13 protein-coding genes are annotated in these 18,278 nt (G+C 64.9%); 8 read left to right on the plus strand and 5 right to left on the minus strand.

Annotation, left to right across the window (positions count from 1 at the left end; genetic code table 11):
* Positions 1-13: 13 nt before the first annotated feature.
* The 4 genes from dgcA to BM019_RS20025 all read left to right on the plus strand — a co-directional run bounded on the left by dgcA (position 14) and on the right by BM019_RS20025 (position 6,203).
* Complete coding sequence (gene dgcA / locus BM019_RS20010; protein WP_009045952.1) at positions 14-2,074, plus strand: dimethylglycine demethylation protein DgcA; 2,061 nt, start codon at positions 14-16, stop codon at positions 2,072-2,074.
* Positions 2,075-2,246: 172 nt separating this feature from the next.
* A complete protein-coding gene (gene dgcB / locus BM019_RS20015; protein WP_092419534.1) occupies positions 2,247-4,196 on the plus strand; it encodes a dimethylglycine demethylation protein DgcB in 1,950 nt (649 codons plus the stop codon).
* Complete coding sequence (locus tag BM019_RS20020) at positions 4,196-5,416, plus strand: electron transfer flavoprotein subunit alpha (RefSeq protein WP_009045950.1); 1,221 nt, start codon at positions 4,196-4,198, stop codon at positions 5,414-5,416. Before dgcB ends, BM019_RS20020 begins: the two co-directional genes overlap by 1 nt.
* Before the next feature lie 16 nt (positions 5,417-5,432).
* The gene (locus BM019_RS20025) at positions 5,433-6,203 is read left to right on the plus strand and encodes an electron transfer flavoprotein subunit beta (RefSeq protein ID WP_007926363.1); all 771 of its coding nucleotides are present in this window, start codon (positions 5,433-5,435) and stop codon (positions 6,201-6,203) included.
* 885 nt (positions 6,204-7,088) lie between these two features.
* Here the strand turns inward: BM019_RS20025 and gbcA are convergent.
* The gene (gbcA, locus tag BM019_RS20030; RefSeq protein ID WP_007926366.1) at positions 7,089-8,384 is read right to left on the minus strand and encodes a glycine-betaine demethylase subunit GbcA; all 1,296 of its coding nucleotides are present in this window, start codon (positions 8,382-8,384) and stop codon (positions 7,089-7,091) included.
* 284 nt (positions 8,385-8,668) lie between these two features.
* Between gbcA and gbcB the strand changes: the two genes are divergently transcribed.
* Positions 8,669-9,769, plus strand: coding sequence for a glycine-betaine demethylase subunit GbcB (gene gbcB / locus BM019_RS20040; RefSeq protein ID WP_009045947.1), 1,101 nt, complete (start codon positions 8,669-8,671; stop codon positions 9,767-9,769).
* A gap of 128 nt (positions 9,770-9,897) precedes the next feature.
* Here the strand turns inward: gbcB and BM019_RS20045 are convergent, their stop codons facing one another.
* The 4 genes from BM019_RS20045 to BM019_RS20060 form a co-directional block, all read right to left on the minus strand.
* The gene (locus tag BM019_RS20045) at positions 9,898-10,722 is read right to left on the minus strand and encodes an SDR family oxidoreductase (protein WP_092419537.1); all 825 of its coding nucleotides are present in this window, start codon (positions 10,720-10,722) and stop codon (positions 9,898-9,900) included.
* A gap of 137 nt (positions 10,723-10,859) precedes the next feature.
* On the minus strand, positions 10,860-11,684 hold the full coding sequence (locus BM019_RS20050) for a nitrilase-related carbon-nitrogen hydrolase (RefSeq protein ID WP_092419540.1): 825 nt from the start codon (positions 11,682-11,684) through the stop codon (positions 10,860-10,862).
* Entirely contained in the window at positions 11,681-13,126 is a 1,446-nt protein-coding gene (locus BM019_RS20055; RefSeq protein WP_092419543.1) for a purine-cytosine permease family protein, read from the minus strand. The genes BM019_RS20050 and BM019_RS20055 overlap by 4 nt, the downstream gene beginning before the upstream one ends.
* A 167-nt stretch (positions 13,127-13,293) precedes the next feature.
* A complete protein-coding gene (locus BM019_RS20060; protein ID WP_007926372.1) occupies positions 13,294-14,334 on the minus strand; it encodes a threonine aldolase family protein in 1,041 nt (346 codons plus the stop codon).
* Positions 14,335-14,558: 224 nt separating this feature from the next.
* Between BM019_RS20060 and BM019_RS20065 the strand changes: the two genes are divergently transcribed.
* From BM019_RS20065 to BM019_RS20075, 3 genes are all read left to right on the plus strand, one after another.
* Positions 14,559-15,302 (plus strand): TraX family protein, encoded by a 744-nt coding sequence (locus BM019_RS20065; RefSeq protein WP_092419547.1) that lies wholly within the window; start codon positions 14,559-14,561, stop codon positions 15,300-15,302.
* Positions 15,303-15,749: 447 nt separating this feature from the next.
* Complete coding sequence (gene glyA, locus BM019_RS20070) at positions 15,750-17,003, plus strand: serine hydroxymethyltransferase (RefSeq protein ID WP_009045942.1); 1,254 nt, start codon at positions 15,750-15,752, stop codon at positions 17,001-17,003.
* Between the two features lie 23 nt (positions 17,004-17,026).
* Complete coding sequence (locus tag BM019_RS20075; protein WP_007926378.1) at positions 17,027-18,277, plus strand: sarcosine oxidase subunit beta family protein; 1,251 nt, start codon at positions 17,027-17,029, stop codon at positions 18,275-18,277.
* Position 18,278: the final 1 nt, after the last annotated feature.

The raw sequence follows: 18,278 nt of genomic DNA on the forward strand, positions 1-18,278 counted from the left end.
GGAGTTAAGAAAAATGGCTTTCGAAGCGATGTTCCAGCCGATCCAGATCGGCAAACTGACCATCCGCAACCGGGTGCTCAGCACCGCGCACGCCGAGGTCTACGCCACCGATGGCGGCATGACCACCGACCGCTACGTGAAGTATTACGAAGAGAAAGCCAAGGGCGGTATCGGCCTGGCGATCTGTGGCGGCTCGTCCGTGGTGGCCATCGACAGCCCGCAGGAATGGTGGAGCTCGGTGAACCTGTCCACCGACCGCATCATTCCGCACTTCCAGAACCTGGCCGACGCCATGCACAAGCACGGCGCCAAGATCATGATCCAGATTACCCACATGGGCCGCCGCTCGCGCTGGGACGGTTTCAACTGGCCGACCCTGATGTCGCCGTCGGGCATCCGCGAACCGGTGCACCGCGCCACCTGCAAGACCATCGAGGTGGAAGAGATCTGGCGGGTGATCGGCAACTACGCGCAGGCCGCGCGCCGGGCCAAGGCCGGTGGCCTGGACGGCGTCGAGCTGTCCGCCGTGCACCAGCACATGATCGACCAGTTCTGGAGCCCGCGGGTCAACAAGCGGACCGACGAATGGGGCGGCAGCTTCGAAGGCCGGATGAAGTTCGGCCTGGAAGTGCTCAAGGCGGTACGCGCCGAAGTCGGCGACGATTTCTGCGTGGGCATGCGTATCTGCGGTGACGAGTTCCACCCGGACGGCCTGTCCCACGAGGACATGAAGCAGATCGCCAAGTATTACGACGACACCGGCATGCTCGATTTCATCGGCGTCGTGGGTTCGGGTTGCGATACCCACAACACCCTGGCCAACGTGATTCCGAACATGAGTTATCCACCGGAGCCGTTCCTGCACCTGGCTGCCGGGATCAAGGAAGTGGTCAAGGTTCCGGTACTGCACGCGCAGAACATCAAGGATCCGAACCAGGCCACCCGCATCCTCGAGGGTGGTTACGTCGACATGGTCGGCATGACCCGTGCGCACATCGCCGACCCGCACCTGATCGCCAAGATCAAGATGGGCCAGGTCGACCAGATCAAGCAGTGCGTGGGTGCCAACTATTGCATCGACCGCCAGTACCAGGGCCTGGATGTGCTGTGCATCCAGAACGCCGCGACCTCCCGTGAATACATGGGCGTGCCGCACATCATCGAGAAGTCCACCGGGCCGAAACGCAAGGTGGTGGTGGTCGGCGCCGGCCCGGCCGGCATGGAATCGGCGCGGGTGGCGGCCGAACGTGGCCACGACGTGACCCTGTTCGAGAAGAAAGAGGCCATCGGCGGGCAGATCACCACTGCGTCGAAAGCGCCGCAGCGCGACCAGATCGCCGGCATCACCCGCTGGTACCAGCTGGAGCTGGCGCGGCTGAAGGTCGACTTGCGCCTGGGCACCGCGGCCGATGCCGAGACCATCCTCGACCTGCGTCCGGACATCGTGGTGCTGGCCGTCGGCGGGCATCCGTTCCTTGAGCAGAACGAACACTGGGGCGCCGCCGAAGGGCTGGTGGTCAGCAGCTGGGACGTGCTCGACGGCAAGGTCGCGCCGGGCAAGAACGTGCTGGTCTACGACACCATCTGCGAGTTCACCGGCATGTCGGTGGCCGACTTCCTCGCCGACAAGGGCAGCCAGGTCGAGATCGTCACCGACGACATCAAGCCGGGCGTGGCCATCGGCGGTACGTCGTTCCCGACCTACTACCGCAGCATGTACCCCAAGGAAGTGATCATGACCGGCGACATGATGCTGGAAAAGGTCTACCGCGAGGGCGACAAGCTGGTGGCGGTGCTGGAGAACGAATACACCGGCGCCAAAGAGGAGCGGGTGGTCGACCAGGTGGTGGTGGAGAACGGCGTGCGGCCCGACGAAGCGATCTACTACGCGCTCAAGGAAGGCTCGCGCAACAAGGGCCAGGTCGACGTCGAAGCGCTGTTCGCGATCAAGCCGCAGCCTTCGTTGAGCCAGGCGGGCGACGGTTATCTGCTGTTCCGCATCGGCGACTGCGTGGCGCAGCGCAACACCCACGCGGCCATCTATGACGCCCTGCGGATCTGCAAGGATTTCTAAGCGCTTGTGGATAACCCTGTAGGAGCGAGCTTGCTCGCGATGGACGTGAACGATGACGCGTGCGGTCTGATTTAACGCGTCGTTCTCGGGCTTTTCGCGAGCAAGCTCGCTCCTACAAGGAATCAAGCAAGTCATCCAGGTAGTTAAGCCCGAGGTCTTTGGGAGCTCCACCATGTTGAACACCCTTCTTCCCATCCTGCTGTTCGCAGCCATCGGCCTGGCTGTCCTGGGCGCGTTGCGGCGGGTGGCCATGTGGCGCCGGGGCCGTGCGTCCAAGGTCGACCTGATCGGCGGCCTGCTGGCCATGCCCAAGCGCTACATGGTCGACCTGCACCATGTGGTGGCGCGGGACAAATACATCGCCAACACCCACGTGGCCACGGCCGGTGGCGCCGTGGCGTCCATCGTGCTGGCGATCCTGGTGCACGGTTTCGGCCTGCATAACCGCATCCTCGGCTACGCCTTGCTGCTGATGTCTGCGGTGATGTTCGTCGGCGCGATCTTCGTTTACCTGCGCCGTCGCAACCCGCCGGCGCGCCTGTCGAAAGGCCCGTGGATGCGCCTGCCGAAAAGCCTGCTGGCGTTCTCGGCGTCGTTCTTCCTGGTGACCCTGCCGGTGGCCGGGATCCTCCCGGAAAACTTCGGCGGCTGGGTACTGGCCGCGATCCTCGGCATCGGTGTGTTGTGGGGCGTGTCCGAGCTGTTCTTCGGCATGACCTGGGGCGGCCCGATGAAGCACGCCTTCGCCGGTGCCCTGCACCTGGCCTGGCACCGCCGTGCCGAACGCTTCGGTGGCGGCCGCTCCACTGGCCTCAAGCCGCTGGACCTGGAAGACCCGAACGCGCCGCTGGGCGTGGAAAAACCCAAGGACTTCACCTGGAACCAGTTGCTCGGCTTCGACGCCTGCGTGCAGTGCGGTAAATGCGAAGCCGCGTGCCCGGCCTTTGCCGCCGGCCAGCCGCTGAACCCGAAAAAGCTGATCCAGGACATGGTCGTCGGCCTGGCTGGCGGTACCGATGCCAAGTTCGCTGGCAGTCCTTACCCAGGCAAGCCCATAGGTGAACACAGCGGCAATCCGCACCAGCCGATCGTCAACGGCCTGGTGGACGCCGAGACCCTGTGGTCCTGCACCACCTGCCGCGCCTGCGTCGAGGAATGCCCGATGATGATCGAGCACGTCGATGCCATCGTTGACATGCGCCGTCACCTGACCCTGGAAAAGGGCGCTACCCCGAACAAGGGCGCCGAAGTCCTGGAAAACCTGATCGCCACCGACAACCCGGGCGGTTTCGCCCCGGGTGGGCGGATGAACTGGGCGGCGGACCTCAACCTGGCGCTGCTGGGCGAGAAGAAAACCACCGACGTGCTGTTCTGGGTGGGCGACGGTGCCTTCGACATGCGCAACCAGCGCACCCTGCGTGCCTTCGTCAAAGTGCTGAAAGCGGCCAAGGTCGACTTCGCGGTGCTGGGCCTGGAAGAGCGCGACAGCGGCGACGTGGCCCGGCGCCTGGGCGACGAGGCGACCTTCCAACTGCTGGCCAAGCGCAATATCCAGACCCTGGCCAAGTACAGCTTCAAGCGCATCGTCACCTGCGACCCCCACAGTTTCCATGTGCTGAAAAACGAATACGGCGCCCTCGGCGGCGAGTACGTGGTGCAGCACCACAGCACCTACATGGCCGAGCTGATTGCCGGCGGCGCCCTGAATCTGGGCCAGCACAAAGGCAACAGCGTGACCTATCACGACCCGTGCTACCTGGGCCGCTACAACGGCGAGTACGAGGCGCCGCGCGAGGTCCTGCGCGCCCTGGGGATCGAGGTCAAGGAAATGCAACGCTCCGGTTTCCGCTCGCGCTGCTGCGGCGGTGGCGGCGGCGCGCCGATCACCGACATCCCGGGCAAGCAGCGGATCCCCGACATGCGCATGGACGACATTCGCGAAACCGGTGCCGAGCTGGTGGCCGTGGGTTGTCCACAGTGCACCGCGATGCTCGAAGGCGTGGTCGAACCACGACCGCTGATCAAGGACATCGCCGAACTGGTGGCCGATGCCTTGCTCGAAGACGCCGCGCCCGGCAAGCCGGCGACCCCGGCCAAACGTGAACCTGCGGAGGCCCACTGATGAGCGACATTATCCGCCGCGACCCGCGGGCCGAATGGATCGCCCGTAACCGCCTGCACCCGCTGCACGCGGCCATGCAACCGGCGCAACACAGCTGGATGGGGCCCAACGGCATCCTCCGCAAGAACCCCCACGGGATCGGTTTCATCGGCCCCAACGGCATCAAGCGCATCGACCGCAGCGGCGCCCAGCAGGGCGGGGCGGTCAAGCGCAGCGCCGCGGTCGAAGTCCAGCTGCCGCTGCATCAGGTGGCGCAGCCGGCGTTCTACATCAGCGTGGTGCCGGATATGGTCGGCGGCCGCCTGAGCAGCCACGACCGCGACCTGCTGGGCCTGGCCCATCAGCTGGCCGGCAAGGACGGCGCGGTGCTGGCGGTGGTGTTCGGCGAGCACAAGGAAAACGCCTTCGCCACGGCCGGAGTCGACCGCCTGCTGGTGCTCGAAGGCAACGAATTCAGCGGTTATGCACCGGAACAGCGAGTCCAGGGCCTGCGGGCTGTGGATAACCAGTTCAGCCCGCGCCACTGGTTGCTGCCCGACAGCCGTACCGGTGGCGGCGAACTGGGCCGGCGTTTTGCCGCGGCCCTGGGCGAACGCCCGGCCACGCGGGTCTGGCAGGTCAAGGACGAGCAGTGCGTCGGCCGCGCGGGTGCCGGCTTGCAGGACCTGGCTCGGCCGCTGGCGCGCTTGATCCTGGCCGCTGCCGAATGCGCGGAGCCGGTCAGTGAAACCCGCCACGAAGCCCTGCCGGTGGAGTTATCCACAACGGTGGCGCGCAGCCTGGCGCGAATCGAGGACCTGGGCGCGGTGGCGGTGGATCCGGCGGCGATTCCCATGGCCGAGGCGGAGTTCATTTTCTCCGGCGGCAACGGGGTCAAGGACTGGGAGCTGTTCCACAGGACCGCCGCGGCCCTGGGCGCCACCGAAGGCGCGTCGCGGGTGGCGGTGGACGACGGTTTCATGGCCCGCGACCGTCAGGTCGGCGCCTCGGGCACCTGGGTCACCGCCCGGGTGTACGTGGCGGTGGGGATTTCTGGGGCGATCCAGCACCTGCAGGGCATCGGTGCCTGCGACAAGGTGGTGGCGATCAACCTCGATCCGGGCTGCGACATGATCAAACGCGCCGACCTGTCGGTGATTGGCGAAAGCGCCGAGCTGCTTCAAGCCTTGATCGCGGCGGTAGAGGCCTACCGCAACGGCGCCAAGCGCGATGCGGCTTAAGGGAAGGACAGAGCTTATGAGTACCAATGTGATCAGCCTGGTGTCCATCGGCGCCCACCCGACTTCCGGCCGGCCACGGCGCGCCGAGCAGGATGCGCGGGCGGTCGAGCTGGGGCTGCAACTGGCCGGGGACAGGCTGCAGGTGCTGCACGCCGGCGATATCGCCGAGCCGGCCCTGCGCGCGTACCTGGGCATGGGCCTGGAACAGATGCACGTGCTGGAGCAGTCGGCCGGTGCCGATGCGCTGCCGGCGCTGACCGATTATCTGCGCGATGCCGGGGCGCAAGTGGTGCTGACCGGCAGCCAGGCGGAAACCGGCGAAGGCTCGGGCATGCTGCCGTTCCTGCTGGCGGAAAACCTCGGTTGGCCACTGGTGGTGGGCCTGGCCCAGGTGGAATCCATCGACGGCGGCGTGGCCCTGGTGCTGCAAGCCCTGCCGCGCGGCCAGCGCCGTCGGCTGAAGGTGCGCCTGCCGTTCCTCGCCACTGTGGATAACGCCGCGCCCAAGCCACGGCAGAGCGCCTACGGCCCGGCCCGGCGTGGGCTGCTGCAGGCGCGGCAGGTGGAAGTGCTCGACGATGAGTTATTCACAAGCGCCACCCTGCAACCGGCCAAACCGCGGCCCAAGCGCCTGAAAGTGATCAAGGCCAAGAGCGGCGCTGACCGCATGAAAGCCGCGACCGCCAAGGCCAGCGGCGGTGGCGGCCAGGTGCTCAAGGGCGTCAGCGCCGAAGCCGGGGCCGAGGCCATCCTCAAGCTGCTGATCGAAGAGGGTGTGGTCCGCTAGGGTCGGGCCGCCGTTGTACCGTTATCGCGAGCAAGCTCGCTCCTACAGGGATGTGTGAGTCCCATGTAGGAGCGAGCTTGCTCGCGATAAATCCTCCAAACGCCACATACCCCACGGTTACCCACAATCCCTGTGCGCGCCTCTGTGGATAAGATGTTCGTCCCTCTCTGCAAGCCTCGCCAATCAAGCGCTACAGCGCGTTGTACGAAAAACGATCAAGCTAAGTCGAGGTTTTTACAAAGGTTTTTCTGTGGATAAGGAATTCCCTCGGTCTTCTGCCGCTGCCGAGTTGCCCCCAAAGTCTGTTGGCCTCTTTGTGGATAAGATGTTCGCTCTCCGCTGAGAGCCTTATAAACAGTGGTCTACAGAGGTCTGATCAAAAAACAGGCAAATCCGCGGTTTTGCCTCGCCGGCGGCCCTGAAGCCTTGATATTTCGCGCTATTCGGCGGTTTTCCACAGCTCGCTGCCCTTGGCCGCAAAGTTGCCCCCAAAGTCTGTTGGCGCTTCTGTGGATAAGGTGTTCGCCTTCGTCTGCGGGCCTTTAAATACGTGGCTTACAGGAGGTTGTACAAAAAACGATCAAGGCCTTGTGGAAAAGGCCTTTCCGGACAAGTCACGGATTTTCTTCAGGTTCTACCAACGACTTCACCGGCTGAAAGCCGAGTTGCCCACATTTGCTGTGGGTGGAGATGTGGGTAACTTGTTCGCGGAAGGCTGGGAGCCTTGTCGGCCATGGCCGGGAGGGATTCCGATCAAAAAACGTACAGCAAGCTTGCCCCTGTAGGAGCGCAGCTTGCTCGCGATGAACGCTAACGCGGTGGTTCGGTACACCGTGTCGCGGCCTTCGCGGGCAAGCCTCGCTCCTACAGAAGCCCAGCCCGGGATCAGCCGTGAACCGGCACGCCCTTGAGGTACGGAGCCGGTTCGGCGCCGAGGTTGCTCAGCATGCGCTCGCTGTACCAATCCACGAAGTTGACCACGCCGAACTCGTAGGTCTTGGAGTACGGGCCTGGCTGGTAGGCGGTGGAGTTGATGCCGCGCTGGTTCTCTTCGGCCAGGCGACGGTCCTGGTCGTTGGTGGCGTCCCACACCTGGCGCATGCGCGCGACGTCGTAGTCCACGCCTTCGACCGCGTCCTTGTGCACCAGCCACTTGGTGGTGACCATGGTTTCCTGGGCGCTGATCGGCCACACGGTGAACACGATGATGTGGTCGCCCATGCAGTGGTTCCACGAGTGCGGCAGGTGCAGGATGCGCATCGAGCCCAGGTCCGGGTTCTTGATCCGGCCCATCAGCTTGGCGCAGCCCTGCTTGCCGTCCATGGTCATGGACACGGTGCCCTTGAGCAGCGGCATGCGCACGATGCGGTTGCGCAGGCCGAAGCTGGCGTGGGCGTAAGGGATCTTCTCGGCTTCCCAGGCGGCGGCGGAGGCGGCCACGTGGTCCTTGAACGCCTGGTCGGCGCGCGGGTCGGTGACGTCGTCCCACTCCAGCAGGGTCTTCAGCAGTTCCGGGTGCGAACCGCCGCAGTGGTAGCACTCGCGGTTGTTTTCCAGCACCAGCTTCCAGTTGGCCTTTTCCATCAAGGTGGTTTGCACCGCCACCTTGGTGTTCTCCATGTCGTAGGGTTCCATGTAGTGCGTCAGGGTCGCCAGGAAGTCATCGATGGCCGGCGGGTTCTCGGCCAGCGAGATGAAGATGTAGCCTCCGGCGGTCTTGACGTTCACTGGCTTGAGGCCGTACTGCTTCATGTCGAAGTCGGCGCCCATCTCGGTGCCGGCGAACAGCAGGCGACCGTCCAGCTCGTAGGTCCACTGGTGATAGTGGCAGACCAGCTTGGCGACCTTGCCCTTGTCGCTGGTGCACAGGCGCGAACCGCGGTGGCGGCAGACGTTGTGGAAGGCATGGACCACGCCGTCGGCGCCACGGATCACGATGATCGGGTTCTTGCCGACCTGCAGGGTCATGTAGTTGCCCTTGGTCGGAATCTCGCAGGTCATGCCGGCGATCAGCCATTCCTTCTGGAAGATCTCCTGCATGTCGATATCGAACAGGCGCTCGTCGCAGTAGAACGGTTGCGGCAGGGAAAAGGTCCGCTCGCGTTCTTGGAGCATTTGTGCGGTGGCCTTGCGTGCGGGTTCCAGCGGATCGCCCAGGCTCAGGGTTGCGGTGACGTCCATCGTTTTGGTCCTCATGGCCATCTGTGTGGCCGGCGAAAGTGGCTACGGTTGGTGCGACGCAAGGCTGAAAAATCAGCGGTTATCAGTTGAGGCGAGTGTGGGGCCGGCGCGGCCCGGAACCTTATCCATGGGCGACATGGCCCAATCTGTTCCCGACGCGCAAGCCCCGGTGGTTGGGGGCTGGTCGCGATAAGTATGTGAATGTCGCAGATAGGTAAATGGGTGTTCATGGGCCTGCGCACAATCGCCACCATAAAGGCCGGCAGTCGGCCGTGGAGATCAGCATGTCCAACAACTTCCTGAACCCGGTAACCACCCAGACCTGGGCCAATGGCCGACACATCGTCCGTTGCGTCAAAGTCATCCAGGAAACCTGGGACGTGCGCACTTTCTGTTTCATGGCCGACCAGCCGATCATGTTCTTCTTCAAACCGGGGCAGTTCGTCACCCTGGAGCTGGAGATCGAAGGCCAGCCGATCATGCGTTCCTACACCATTTCCAGCTCGCCCTCGGTGCCGTACAGCTTCTCGGTGACCATCAAGCGCGTCCCGGGCGGCAAGGTCTCCAACTGGCTGCACGACACCCTGCACGAAGGCCAGGAACTGGCGGTGCACGGGCCGGTGGGGCTGTTCAACGCCATCGACTTCCCGAGCCCGAAAGTCCTGTACCTCAGCGGCGGCGTCGGCATCACGCCGGTGATGTCCATGGCGCGCTGGTTCTACGACACCAACGGCAATGTCGACATGGTGTTCATTCACAGCGCCCGTTCGCCGAAGGACATCATCTATCACCGCGAGCTGGAGCACATGGCGTCGCGGATCGACAACTTCAGCCTGCACCTGATCTGCGAGAAACACGGCCTGGGCGAGCCCTGGGCCGGTTATCGCGGCTACCTGAACCACAAGATGCTGGAGCTGATGGCGCCGGACTTCCTCGAGCGTGAAGTGTTCTGCTGCGGCCCGACGCCGTACATGAACGCGGTCAAGCGCCTGCTCGAAGCCAGCGGCTTCGACATGTCGCGCTACCACGAGGAATCCTTCGGCGCGACGCCGGCGGAAGCCCGCGCCGACGCCGTGGAACAGGCCGAGCAGGCCGCCGAGGCGCCGGAAATCGATATCGCCGACCTGCACCAGGTGGAGTTCACCGCTTCCGGCAAGAGCATCCGCGTGGCGCCGGGCGAGACCGTCCACGCCGCCGCGGCCAAGCTTGGCCTGATGATCCCCAAGGCCTGCGGCATGGGGATCTGCGGCACCTGCAAGGTGCTCAAGCTGGGTGGTGAAGTGGAGATGGACCACAACGGTGGCATCACCGAGGAAGACGAAGCCGAAGGCTACATCCTGTCCTGCTGCAGCGTGCCGAAGGGGGATGTGCGGGTCGAGTATTGAGCGAACGTTTCCGGTCCCGGGCATGGCTTGGGACCGCGTTATCGTTCATCGCGAGCAAGCTCGCTCCTACAGGTTCTGCACCTGACCTGTAGGAGCGAGCTTGCTCGCGATTGGCGCGCTGTGGTTCTTCAATCGATAAACAGATCCGTCATCAGCGTTTCGCTGCTGTCGGGATCGAAGCGGTAATGGGCGAAGTCGCTCACCCCCTGTTCGCGCAGTATTTCCTCGTCTATCAGCAAGCGCCCGGTGATGCGGCGCTGGCTGCTGGAGAGGATCGCGTGGGCCGCGTCGGCCATGATTGCAGGCGTGCGCGCATGCTTGAACGACTCGCGCGAACCCAGCTGGAACTCGATGGCGGCCGTGGCGATCATGGTCTGCGGCCACAGCGAGTTGACGCTGATGCCGTAGTTGCTGAATTCCTCGCTCATGCCCAGGGTCAGCATGCTCATGCCGTACTTGGTCACGGTGTAGGGGCTGTACTGGGCGAACCATTTACTCGCCAGGTTCAGCGGCGGCGACAGGTTGAGGATGTGCCCACCGCTGGTTTTCAGGTAGGGCAGGGCCGCCTGGCTGCACAGCAGCACGGCGCGGGTGTTGATCTGGTGCATCAGGTCGAAGCGCTTGAGCTCGATGTGCTGCACCCCGGTCAGCTTGATCGCCCCGGCATTGTTGACCAGCGCATCGATGCCGCCGAAATGCTCGGCGGCCTTGGCCAGGGCCTGGCGCACCGTCTCTTCGTCACGCACGTCCACCTGCAGCGCCAGGGCCTTGCCGCCCGCCGCCTCGACCTCGCGGGCCACGCTGAAGATGGTGCCGGGCAGCTTGGGATGGGGGTCGGCGCTTTTGGCCGCGATCACGATATTGGCCCCGTCCCGCGCCGCCCGCAGGGCGATTTCACGGCCGATGCCACGACTGGCGCCGGTGATGAACAGGGTCTTGCCTTGTAAGGACATGGATGCGCTCCTGATTATTGTCGTTATCCGAGCGGGTACAGCGGCTCGCCAGACAATCTAGTTCATGTCTGGCGGCGCGCGCGGATCAGGGGCGAAAAGGCGAAGGGCCGCGAGCGTTGCCCGCGGCCGGGGAGGGCTCAGTACAACGCCGGGCGGCGGTCCAGATGCACGTGGTTGTGGGCGCTGATGTGCTTGTGCCGGGCGTCCGCCAGGGGCAACTCCGCCAGCAGCAGTTGCTGCTGGGGATGACGGGCGCTGCCGGCCAGCGGATAACCGTCGGCGTCGACGATCAGCGAGCCGCCGACCCAGGCCACGCCACGCTCGTCGCCGCAGCGGTCGCAAGCAGCGATGAACATGCGGTTGACCGCGGCGTTGGCCTGGACCCGGACCATTTCCGCCGGGCGTTCGCCCGCCGGGCGTGGCCCGTCCGGCCAGTTGACCGGGGCGCAGAGCAGGGCGGCGCCGGCCAGCGCGGGCAGGCGCACCCACTCCGGGAACTCCAGGTCGTAGCAGATCAGCATCGCGATCGCGCCAAAACGGGTTTCGACCACCGGTGGCGGTTGGTCGCCGACAGTGAACACAAGCTTTTCCCGGTCCCACAGATGGGCCTTGCGATACACCGTCACCCGCCCCTCGGGCTCGACCAGCGCGGCGCTGTTGGCCACTTGCCCGGCATTCAGGCGCTCGCAGAAACCGCCGACGATCACCGCCTGCAGTTCTGCGGCCAGGGCCTTCCACAGGGTCAGCGTCGGCCCGTCGAGGGCCTCGGACAGCGCCAGCGCTTCCTGCCGATCGGTGAACACATAACCGCTCTGCACCAGTTCCGGCAGCACCACCACCTGGGCGCCCTGGGCAGCGGCCTCGCGGATGGCCCGCTGGCCCAGCTCGCGGTTGTAGTCGAGCTCGCCCACCCGTGGGGCGATCTGCTGGCAGGCGACTTTCAGGGTGGGCAATCCAGTCATTGGCCGGCTCCTTCCAGTTGGCGTTCGCTGGCCTGGATCGCCAGGCGCTCGGCGTCCAGGTCCAGGCCCCGGGTCAGCGCCCAGTAGGCCACGCCGGCCACGGCCAGGCCGATGACAAAGGCGATGTCCGCGCCCTCCAGCGCCCGGGCCACCGGGCCCTGGTAGAAGCTCAGGGACATGAACGGAATCATCGCGACCAGGCCGAGGAAATAGGCGATGAGCCCGGGCATGGCCCAGCGGCCATAAATGCCGGCCGGGTTGAAGATGTCGTTGATGGCGTAGTGACCTTTGCGCACCACGTAGAAGTCCGCCAGGTTGACCGCGGTCCAGGGCACCAGGAAATACAGCATCAGCAGCACGAAGGTGTTGAAGCTCGCCAGGTAGCTGTCGGGAATGTTCATGGCGATCAGGAAAATCACCACCGCCACCAGGGCGATGCCCACCACCCGGCTCTTGAGGTTCGGCTGGATTTGCAGGAAACCGTCGATGGCGCTGATGCCGGTGAGCATCGCGCCGTAGCAGTTGACCGCCATGATGCCGACCAGGGCGGGCACGGCGATCAGCACGGTAAAGGTGCCGAAGCCCGGGATCATCTGGTTGCCGACTTCGCGGACGCTGCCGATGGCGTCCGGCGACGGCAGGGCGGAGGCGAGGAAGGCGCCCAGGGACATCAGCCACAGCGCCGAGCCCGCGGCGCCCAGGTAGGTCCAGAAAATCACCTGGCGCGACGAGGTCTTGTGCGGCAGGTAGCGCGAATAGTCCGAGACATACACCGAGTAGCTGATCTGGTAGCCGGCGGCCGCCGACAGCTGGATCAGGAACGCCGACCAGGAGAAGTGCGCGTCGGCCACGGCGGCGTCGGCCTGCAGGGTCATCAGCGCGCTGATGGTCAGCACGGTGAACACGCTGATCATGATGTAGGTCAGCCAGCGCTGCACGGCGTGCAGCAGGTCATGCCCGACCACGGCGATGATCACCGCAAGGATGATCATCAGGCTGTACCAGGGCGCCCGCGCGCCGGGCACCACGGTGTTGATGGCATCGGTGGCGAGGATCACGTTGAACACGTTGAAGCCGACGTAGACGAAGACCACCGCAGTGAAGGGCACGATGGCCCCGCGCAGGCCGAATTGCGCCCGCGACTGGATCATCTGCGGCAGGCCCATGCGTGGCCCCTGGTTGGCGTGGAAGGCCATGCAGAAGGTGCCCAGGCACACGCCGAGGACGATGGCCAGGATCGAGTAGTGCAGGCTCAGGCCGAGGGCGGCGCCGGTGAAGCCGGTGACCATGGTGGTCAGGACGAAGTTGCCGGTGAACCAGAACGGACCCTGGTGCCAGACCTTGCCGTGGCGCTCGTGGCGCGGCACGTAGTCGATGGAGCGGGTTTCGATCTTGAGGCTGGGGGACGGGGCTTTTTCCGTTGCCGCGGGCAGGCTGGTCATGGGGCAGTGCCTTGTTTTTATAAATTGACCCCGGAGTCTCGGATATACGCCTGTGATGTTGAATCAGTGGAGGGAAATAATCAGTTCAGGAATTTGTGAACTGATGTCACGCAGCGCCGGCCCACCGCTCCCGATCTCGACAGGAGGCGGCAGGCCGACGAGGGCATTCAGCCGGCCATGACCTGGCGAATGTCCGCGGCCAGTTCGCGGACCCGCGCTTCTTCGGTGTCCCACGAGCACATGAAGCGCGCGCCGCCTTTACCGATGAAGGTGTAGAAGCGCCAGCCCTTGGCGGTCAGCGCGGCGATGGCCGGTTCCGAGAGTTGCAGGAACACACCGTTGGCCTGCACCGGGAACATCAGTTCCACCCCTGGAATGTCCGCCACCAGCTCGGCCAGCAATTGCGCGCAATGGTTGGCGTGGCGGGCGTATTTGAGCCAGGCGTCGTTTTCCAGCAGGCCGACCCAGGGCGCGGACAAAAAACGCATCTTCGAGGCCAGCTGGCCGGCCTGCTTGCAGCGGTAGTCGAAGTCTTCGGCCAGCTTGTGGTTGAAGAACAGGATCGCCTCGCCCACCGCCATGCCGTTTTTCGTGCCGCCGAAGCACAGTACGTCGACCCCGGCTTTCCAGGTCAGGTCGGCGGGCGAGCAGCCAAGGAAAGCGCAGGCGTTGGAGAAGCGCGCGCCGTCCATGTGCAGGTTCAGCCCCAGTTCCTTGCAGGTGGCGCTGATGGCGCGGATTTCTTCCGGGGTATAGACGCTGCCGACCTCGGTGGCCTGGGTCAGGGTCACCACCCGTGGCTTGGGGTAGTGGATGTCCTGGCGCTTGAGGGCGATGTCGCGGATCGAGTCCGGGGTCAGCTTGCCGTTCTCGGTGCCGGCAATCAGCAGCTTGGAGCCGTTGGAGAAGAATTCCGGGGCACCGCATTCGTCGGTTTCGACGTGGGCGGTTTCCGAGCAGATGACGCTGTGGTAACTCTGGCACAGCGACGACAGGGCCAGGGAGTTGGCGGCGGTGCCGTTGAAGGCGAAGAACACCTCGCAGTCGGTCTCGAACAGCTTGCGGAAATAATCGGCGGCGCGCGCGGTCCACTGGTCGTCGCCATAGGCGCGCTCGTGGCCGCGGTTGGCCTGGTCCATGGCCGCCCAGGCCTCGGGGCAAATGCCGGAATAGTTGTCGCTGGCGAATTGTTGGCTCTTGTCGGTCATGGCCGTCTTCCGTGCTAAGGGTCCGAAAGGGGAGTCCTTCGATAAAGGGCTCCGGATAAGGCGCTCCTGGGTAAGGAGCCCTTGGGTAAAGCGTCCGCAACGAGGTCTGGGCCAGCAGGACAGCGCAGGCCCCGCAGAGATCGGTGGAGCGCCACTTTACCCAAGATTGAGGGGGGAGCACAGGCTCTGTTTATGGGTGAAAAATGCACAGGCCATGAGGATATATGCCAGACCCGATGCTGACCCCGCTGGCCGCCCGGCGCGATGGCGCCCTGGACCTGCTCAAGTGGCTGGCGCTGCTGAGCATGGTGCTCGATCACCTGCGCTACGTCGGCTGGAGCCTCGATCTGCTGTATGTGCCCGGGCGCCTGGCGTTTCCCTGGTTCTGCCTGGCGCTGGCGGCCAATGTGGCGCGGGCCGGCGCGGTGGATCGCGAGGGGGCTGGGCAATGGCGTTACCTGGGCTGGCTGCTGCTGTTCAGCCTGCTCAGCGAGGTGCCGTACCGGCTGTACATTCCCGACCCCGACACCCTGAATGTGCTGCCGACCCTGGCCCTGGGGCTGTTGGTGGCCCGCGCCTGGCAGCGTCGCGGCGGGCTGGCGCTGTGGCTGGGGATCGGCGCGGCCTTGCTCGGCGGGCTGTTCGACCGGTACCTGATGTTCGGCCTGTTCGGCGTCTTGCTGCCGCTGGCGATGTTGCTGGTGCTGCAGCGCCGCTGGTACTGGGCGCTGCTGCCGGGGCTGCTGTGCCTGGCGGCCAACCAGTGGCAAAGCCTGCTGCCGGCCGCGCGCCTGGGTAATCAGGTGGCGGCCTGGGCGTTGCTCGCCTGCGTGCTGGCGCCGTGGCTGGGGCTGGCGATCCTGCGGCGGATGCGCGGTTTTTCGCCGCCACCGATGCGGCGCTGGGCCTATCTGCTGTACCCCGGGCATTTCCTCCTGCTGCTGATGCTGCGCAACCTGCTGGCCTGACGGCGAACCGTTGTCGCTACGAACGTCCTGTAGCCGCTGCCGAGCTGGCGAGGCTGCGCTCGGCCACGGAGCGGTCGTAAAACCAGGCAACCTGTTCTTCCAGGCATATCGCGTGCTCAGGTTTTGCGAGGACTGCGTCCTCGAGTGCAGCCTCGCGGGCTCGGCAGCGGCTACAGAGGCGACACGCCAACCCGAAAGCTGTGGCGCCACTGGTCGGTGGCGGGGGCTGGCGGTCGCGGGCAAGCCACCGATATAGAGCCTTCGGCGCGTGGCGCCCGCAAGCAATTGTCTCTCTGCGCCAGGCCATGTCGTAAACGCACCTTTGCGTGGCGTCCATAGGCATTTGGCCGGTCAGCGCCGGTCATACCATCGCATCCAAAGGGCACTACCGCAGGGTACGTGCCTCACCGAGACGAAAGGCGCACCGCCGCCGCTGGGAGAGACGCGATGTTCAGCAAGCAAGACCAAATCCAGGGTTATGACGATGCACTGCTGGCGGCCATGAATGCCGAGGAGCAACGTCAGGAAGATCACATCGAGCTGATCGCGTCGGAGAACTACACCAGCAAGCGCGTGATGCAAGCGCAAGGCAGCGGCCTGACCAACAAGTACGCCGAAGGTTATCCGGGCAAACGCTACTACGGCGGCTGCGAGCACGTGGACAAGGTCGAGGCCCTGGCCATCGAACGCGCCAAGCAACTGTTCGGCGCCGACTACGCCAACGTCCAGCCGCACTCCGGTTCCTCGGCCAACAGCGCCGTGTACCTGGCCCTGCTGCAAGCCGGCGACACCATCCTGGGCATGAGCCTGGCCCACGGCGGCCACCTGACCCACGGCGCCAAGGTGTCGTCCTCGGGCAAGCTGTACAACGCCGTGCAGTACGGCATCGACACCAACACCGGGCTGATCGACTACGACGAAGTCGAGCGCCTGGCCGTCGAGTGCAAGCCGAAGATGATCGTCGCCGGCTTCTCGGCCTACTCCAAGACCCTCGACTTCCCACGCTTCCGCCAGATCGCCGATAAGGTCGGCGCGCTGCTGTTCGTCGACATGGCCCACGTCGCCGGCCTGGTCGCCGCTGGCCTGTACCCGAACCCGCTGCCTTACGCCGACGTGGTCACCACCACCACCCACAAGACCCTGCGCGGTCCGCGTGGCGGCCTGATCCTGGCCAAGGCCAACGAAGAAATCGAGAAGAAGCTCAACGCCGCGGTCTTCCCGGGCGCCCAGGGCGGCCCGCTGATGCACGTGATCGCCGGCAAGGCGGTGTGCTTCAAGGAAGCGCTGGAGCCTGGCTTCAAGGCCTACCAGCAGCAAGTGATCGACAACGCCCAGGCCATGGCCGGCGTATTTATCAAACGCGGCTACGATGTAGTGTCCGGCGGCACCGACAACCACCTGTTCCTGGTCAGCCTGATCCGTCAGGGGCTCACCGGCAAGGATGCGGACGCCGCCCTGGGGCGCGCCCACATCACCGTGAACAAGAACGCCGTGCCGAACGATCCACAGTCGCCGTTCGTGACCTCCGGCCTGCGTATCGGCACCCCGGCGGTGACCACCCGCGGCTTCAAGGTTACCCAGTGCGTGGAACTGGCCGGCTGGATCTGCGACATCCTCGACCACCTCGGCGATGCCGATGTCGAGGCCAATGTCGCTCGTCAGGTATCGGCCCTGTGCGCGGACTTCCCGGTTTATCGCTGAGTGCGGTTTTGGAGTAAATGACTATGCAACGCTACTCGGGCTTCGGCCTCTTCAAGCACTCCCTCAGCCACCATGAAAACTGGCAGCGCATGTGGCGCACGCCGACCCCGAAAAAGGTCTACGACGTGGTCATCGTCGGCGGTGGCGGGCATGGCCTGGCGACCGCCTACTACCTGGCCAAGGAGCACGGCATCACCAACGTCGCCGTGGTCGAGAAAGGTTGGCTGGGCGGCGGTAACACCGCGCGCAACACCACCATCGTGCGTTCCAACTACCTGTGGGACGAGTCGGCGCACCTGTACGAACACGCGATGAAACTGTGGGAAGGCCTGTCCCAGGACCTCAACTACAACGTGATGTTCTCCCAGCGCGGCGTCTACAACCTGTGCCACACCCTGCAGGACATCCGTGATTCCGAGCGTCGGGTCAGCGCCAACCGCCTCAACGGCGTGGACGGCGAGCTGCTCAACGCCAAGCAGGTGGCGGACGAGATTCCGTACCTGGACTGCTCCAAGAACACCCGCTACCCGGTGCTGGGCGCCACCGTCCAGCGCCGTGGCGGCGTGGCCCGTCACGACGCCGTGGCCTGGGGCTTTGCCCGCGCCGCCGACGCTCTGGGCGTGGACCTGATCCAGCAGACCGAAGTGATCGGCTTCCGCAAGGAAAACGGTGTGTGCATCGGCGTGGAAACCAACAAGGGCTTCATCGGCGCCAAGCGCGTCGGCGTGGTCACCGCCGGTAACTCCGGGCACATGGCCAAGCTCGCCGGTTTCCGCCTGCCGATCGAATCGCACCCGCTGCAAGCACTGGTGTCCGAGCCGATCAAGCCGATCATCGACAGCGTGATCATGTCCAACGCGGTGCACGGTTACATCAGCCAGTCCGACAAGGGCGACCTGGTGATCGGCGCCGGTATCGACGGCTGGGTCGGCTACGGCCAGCGCGGTTCGTACCCGGTGATCGAGCACACCATCCAGGCCATCGTCGAGATGTTCCCGATCCTTTCGCGGGTGCGCATGAACCGCCAATGGGGCGGCATCGTCGACACCACCCCGGACGCCTGCCCGATCATTTCCAAGACTCCGGTGCCGAACATGTTCTTCAACTGCGGTTGGGGTACCGGCGGCTTCAAGGCAACACCTGGCTCGGGCAACGTATTCGCCGCGAGCCTGGCCAAGGGTGAAATGCACCCGCTGGCCGCACCTTTCTCCATCGACCGTTTCCACAACGGTGCGCTGATCGATGAACACGGCGCTGCAGCTGTCGCCCACTAAC

The organism is Pseudomonas sp. NFPP07, assembly GCF_900115645.1.
GTDB classification, from domain to species: Bacteria; Pseudomonadota; Gammaproteobacteria; order Pseudomonadales; family Pseudomonadaceae; genus Aquipseudomonas; species Aquipseudomonas chlororaphis.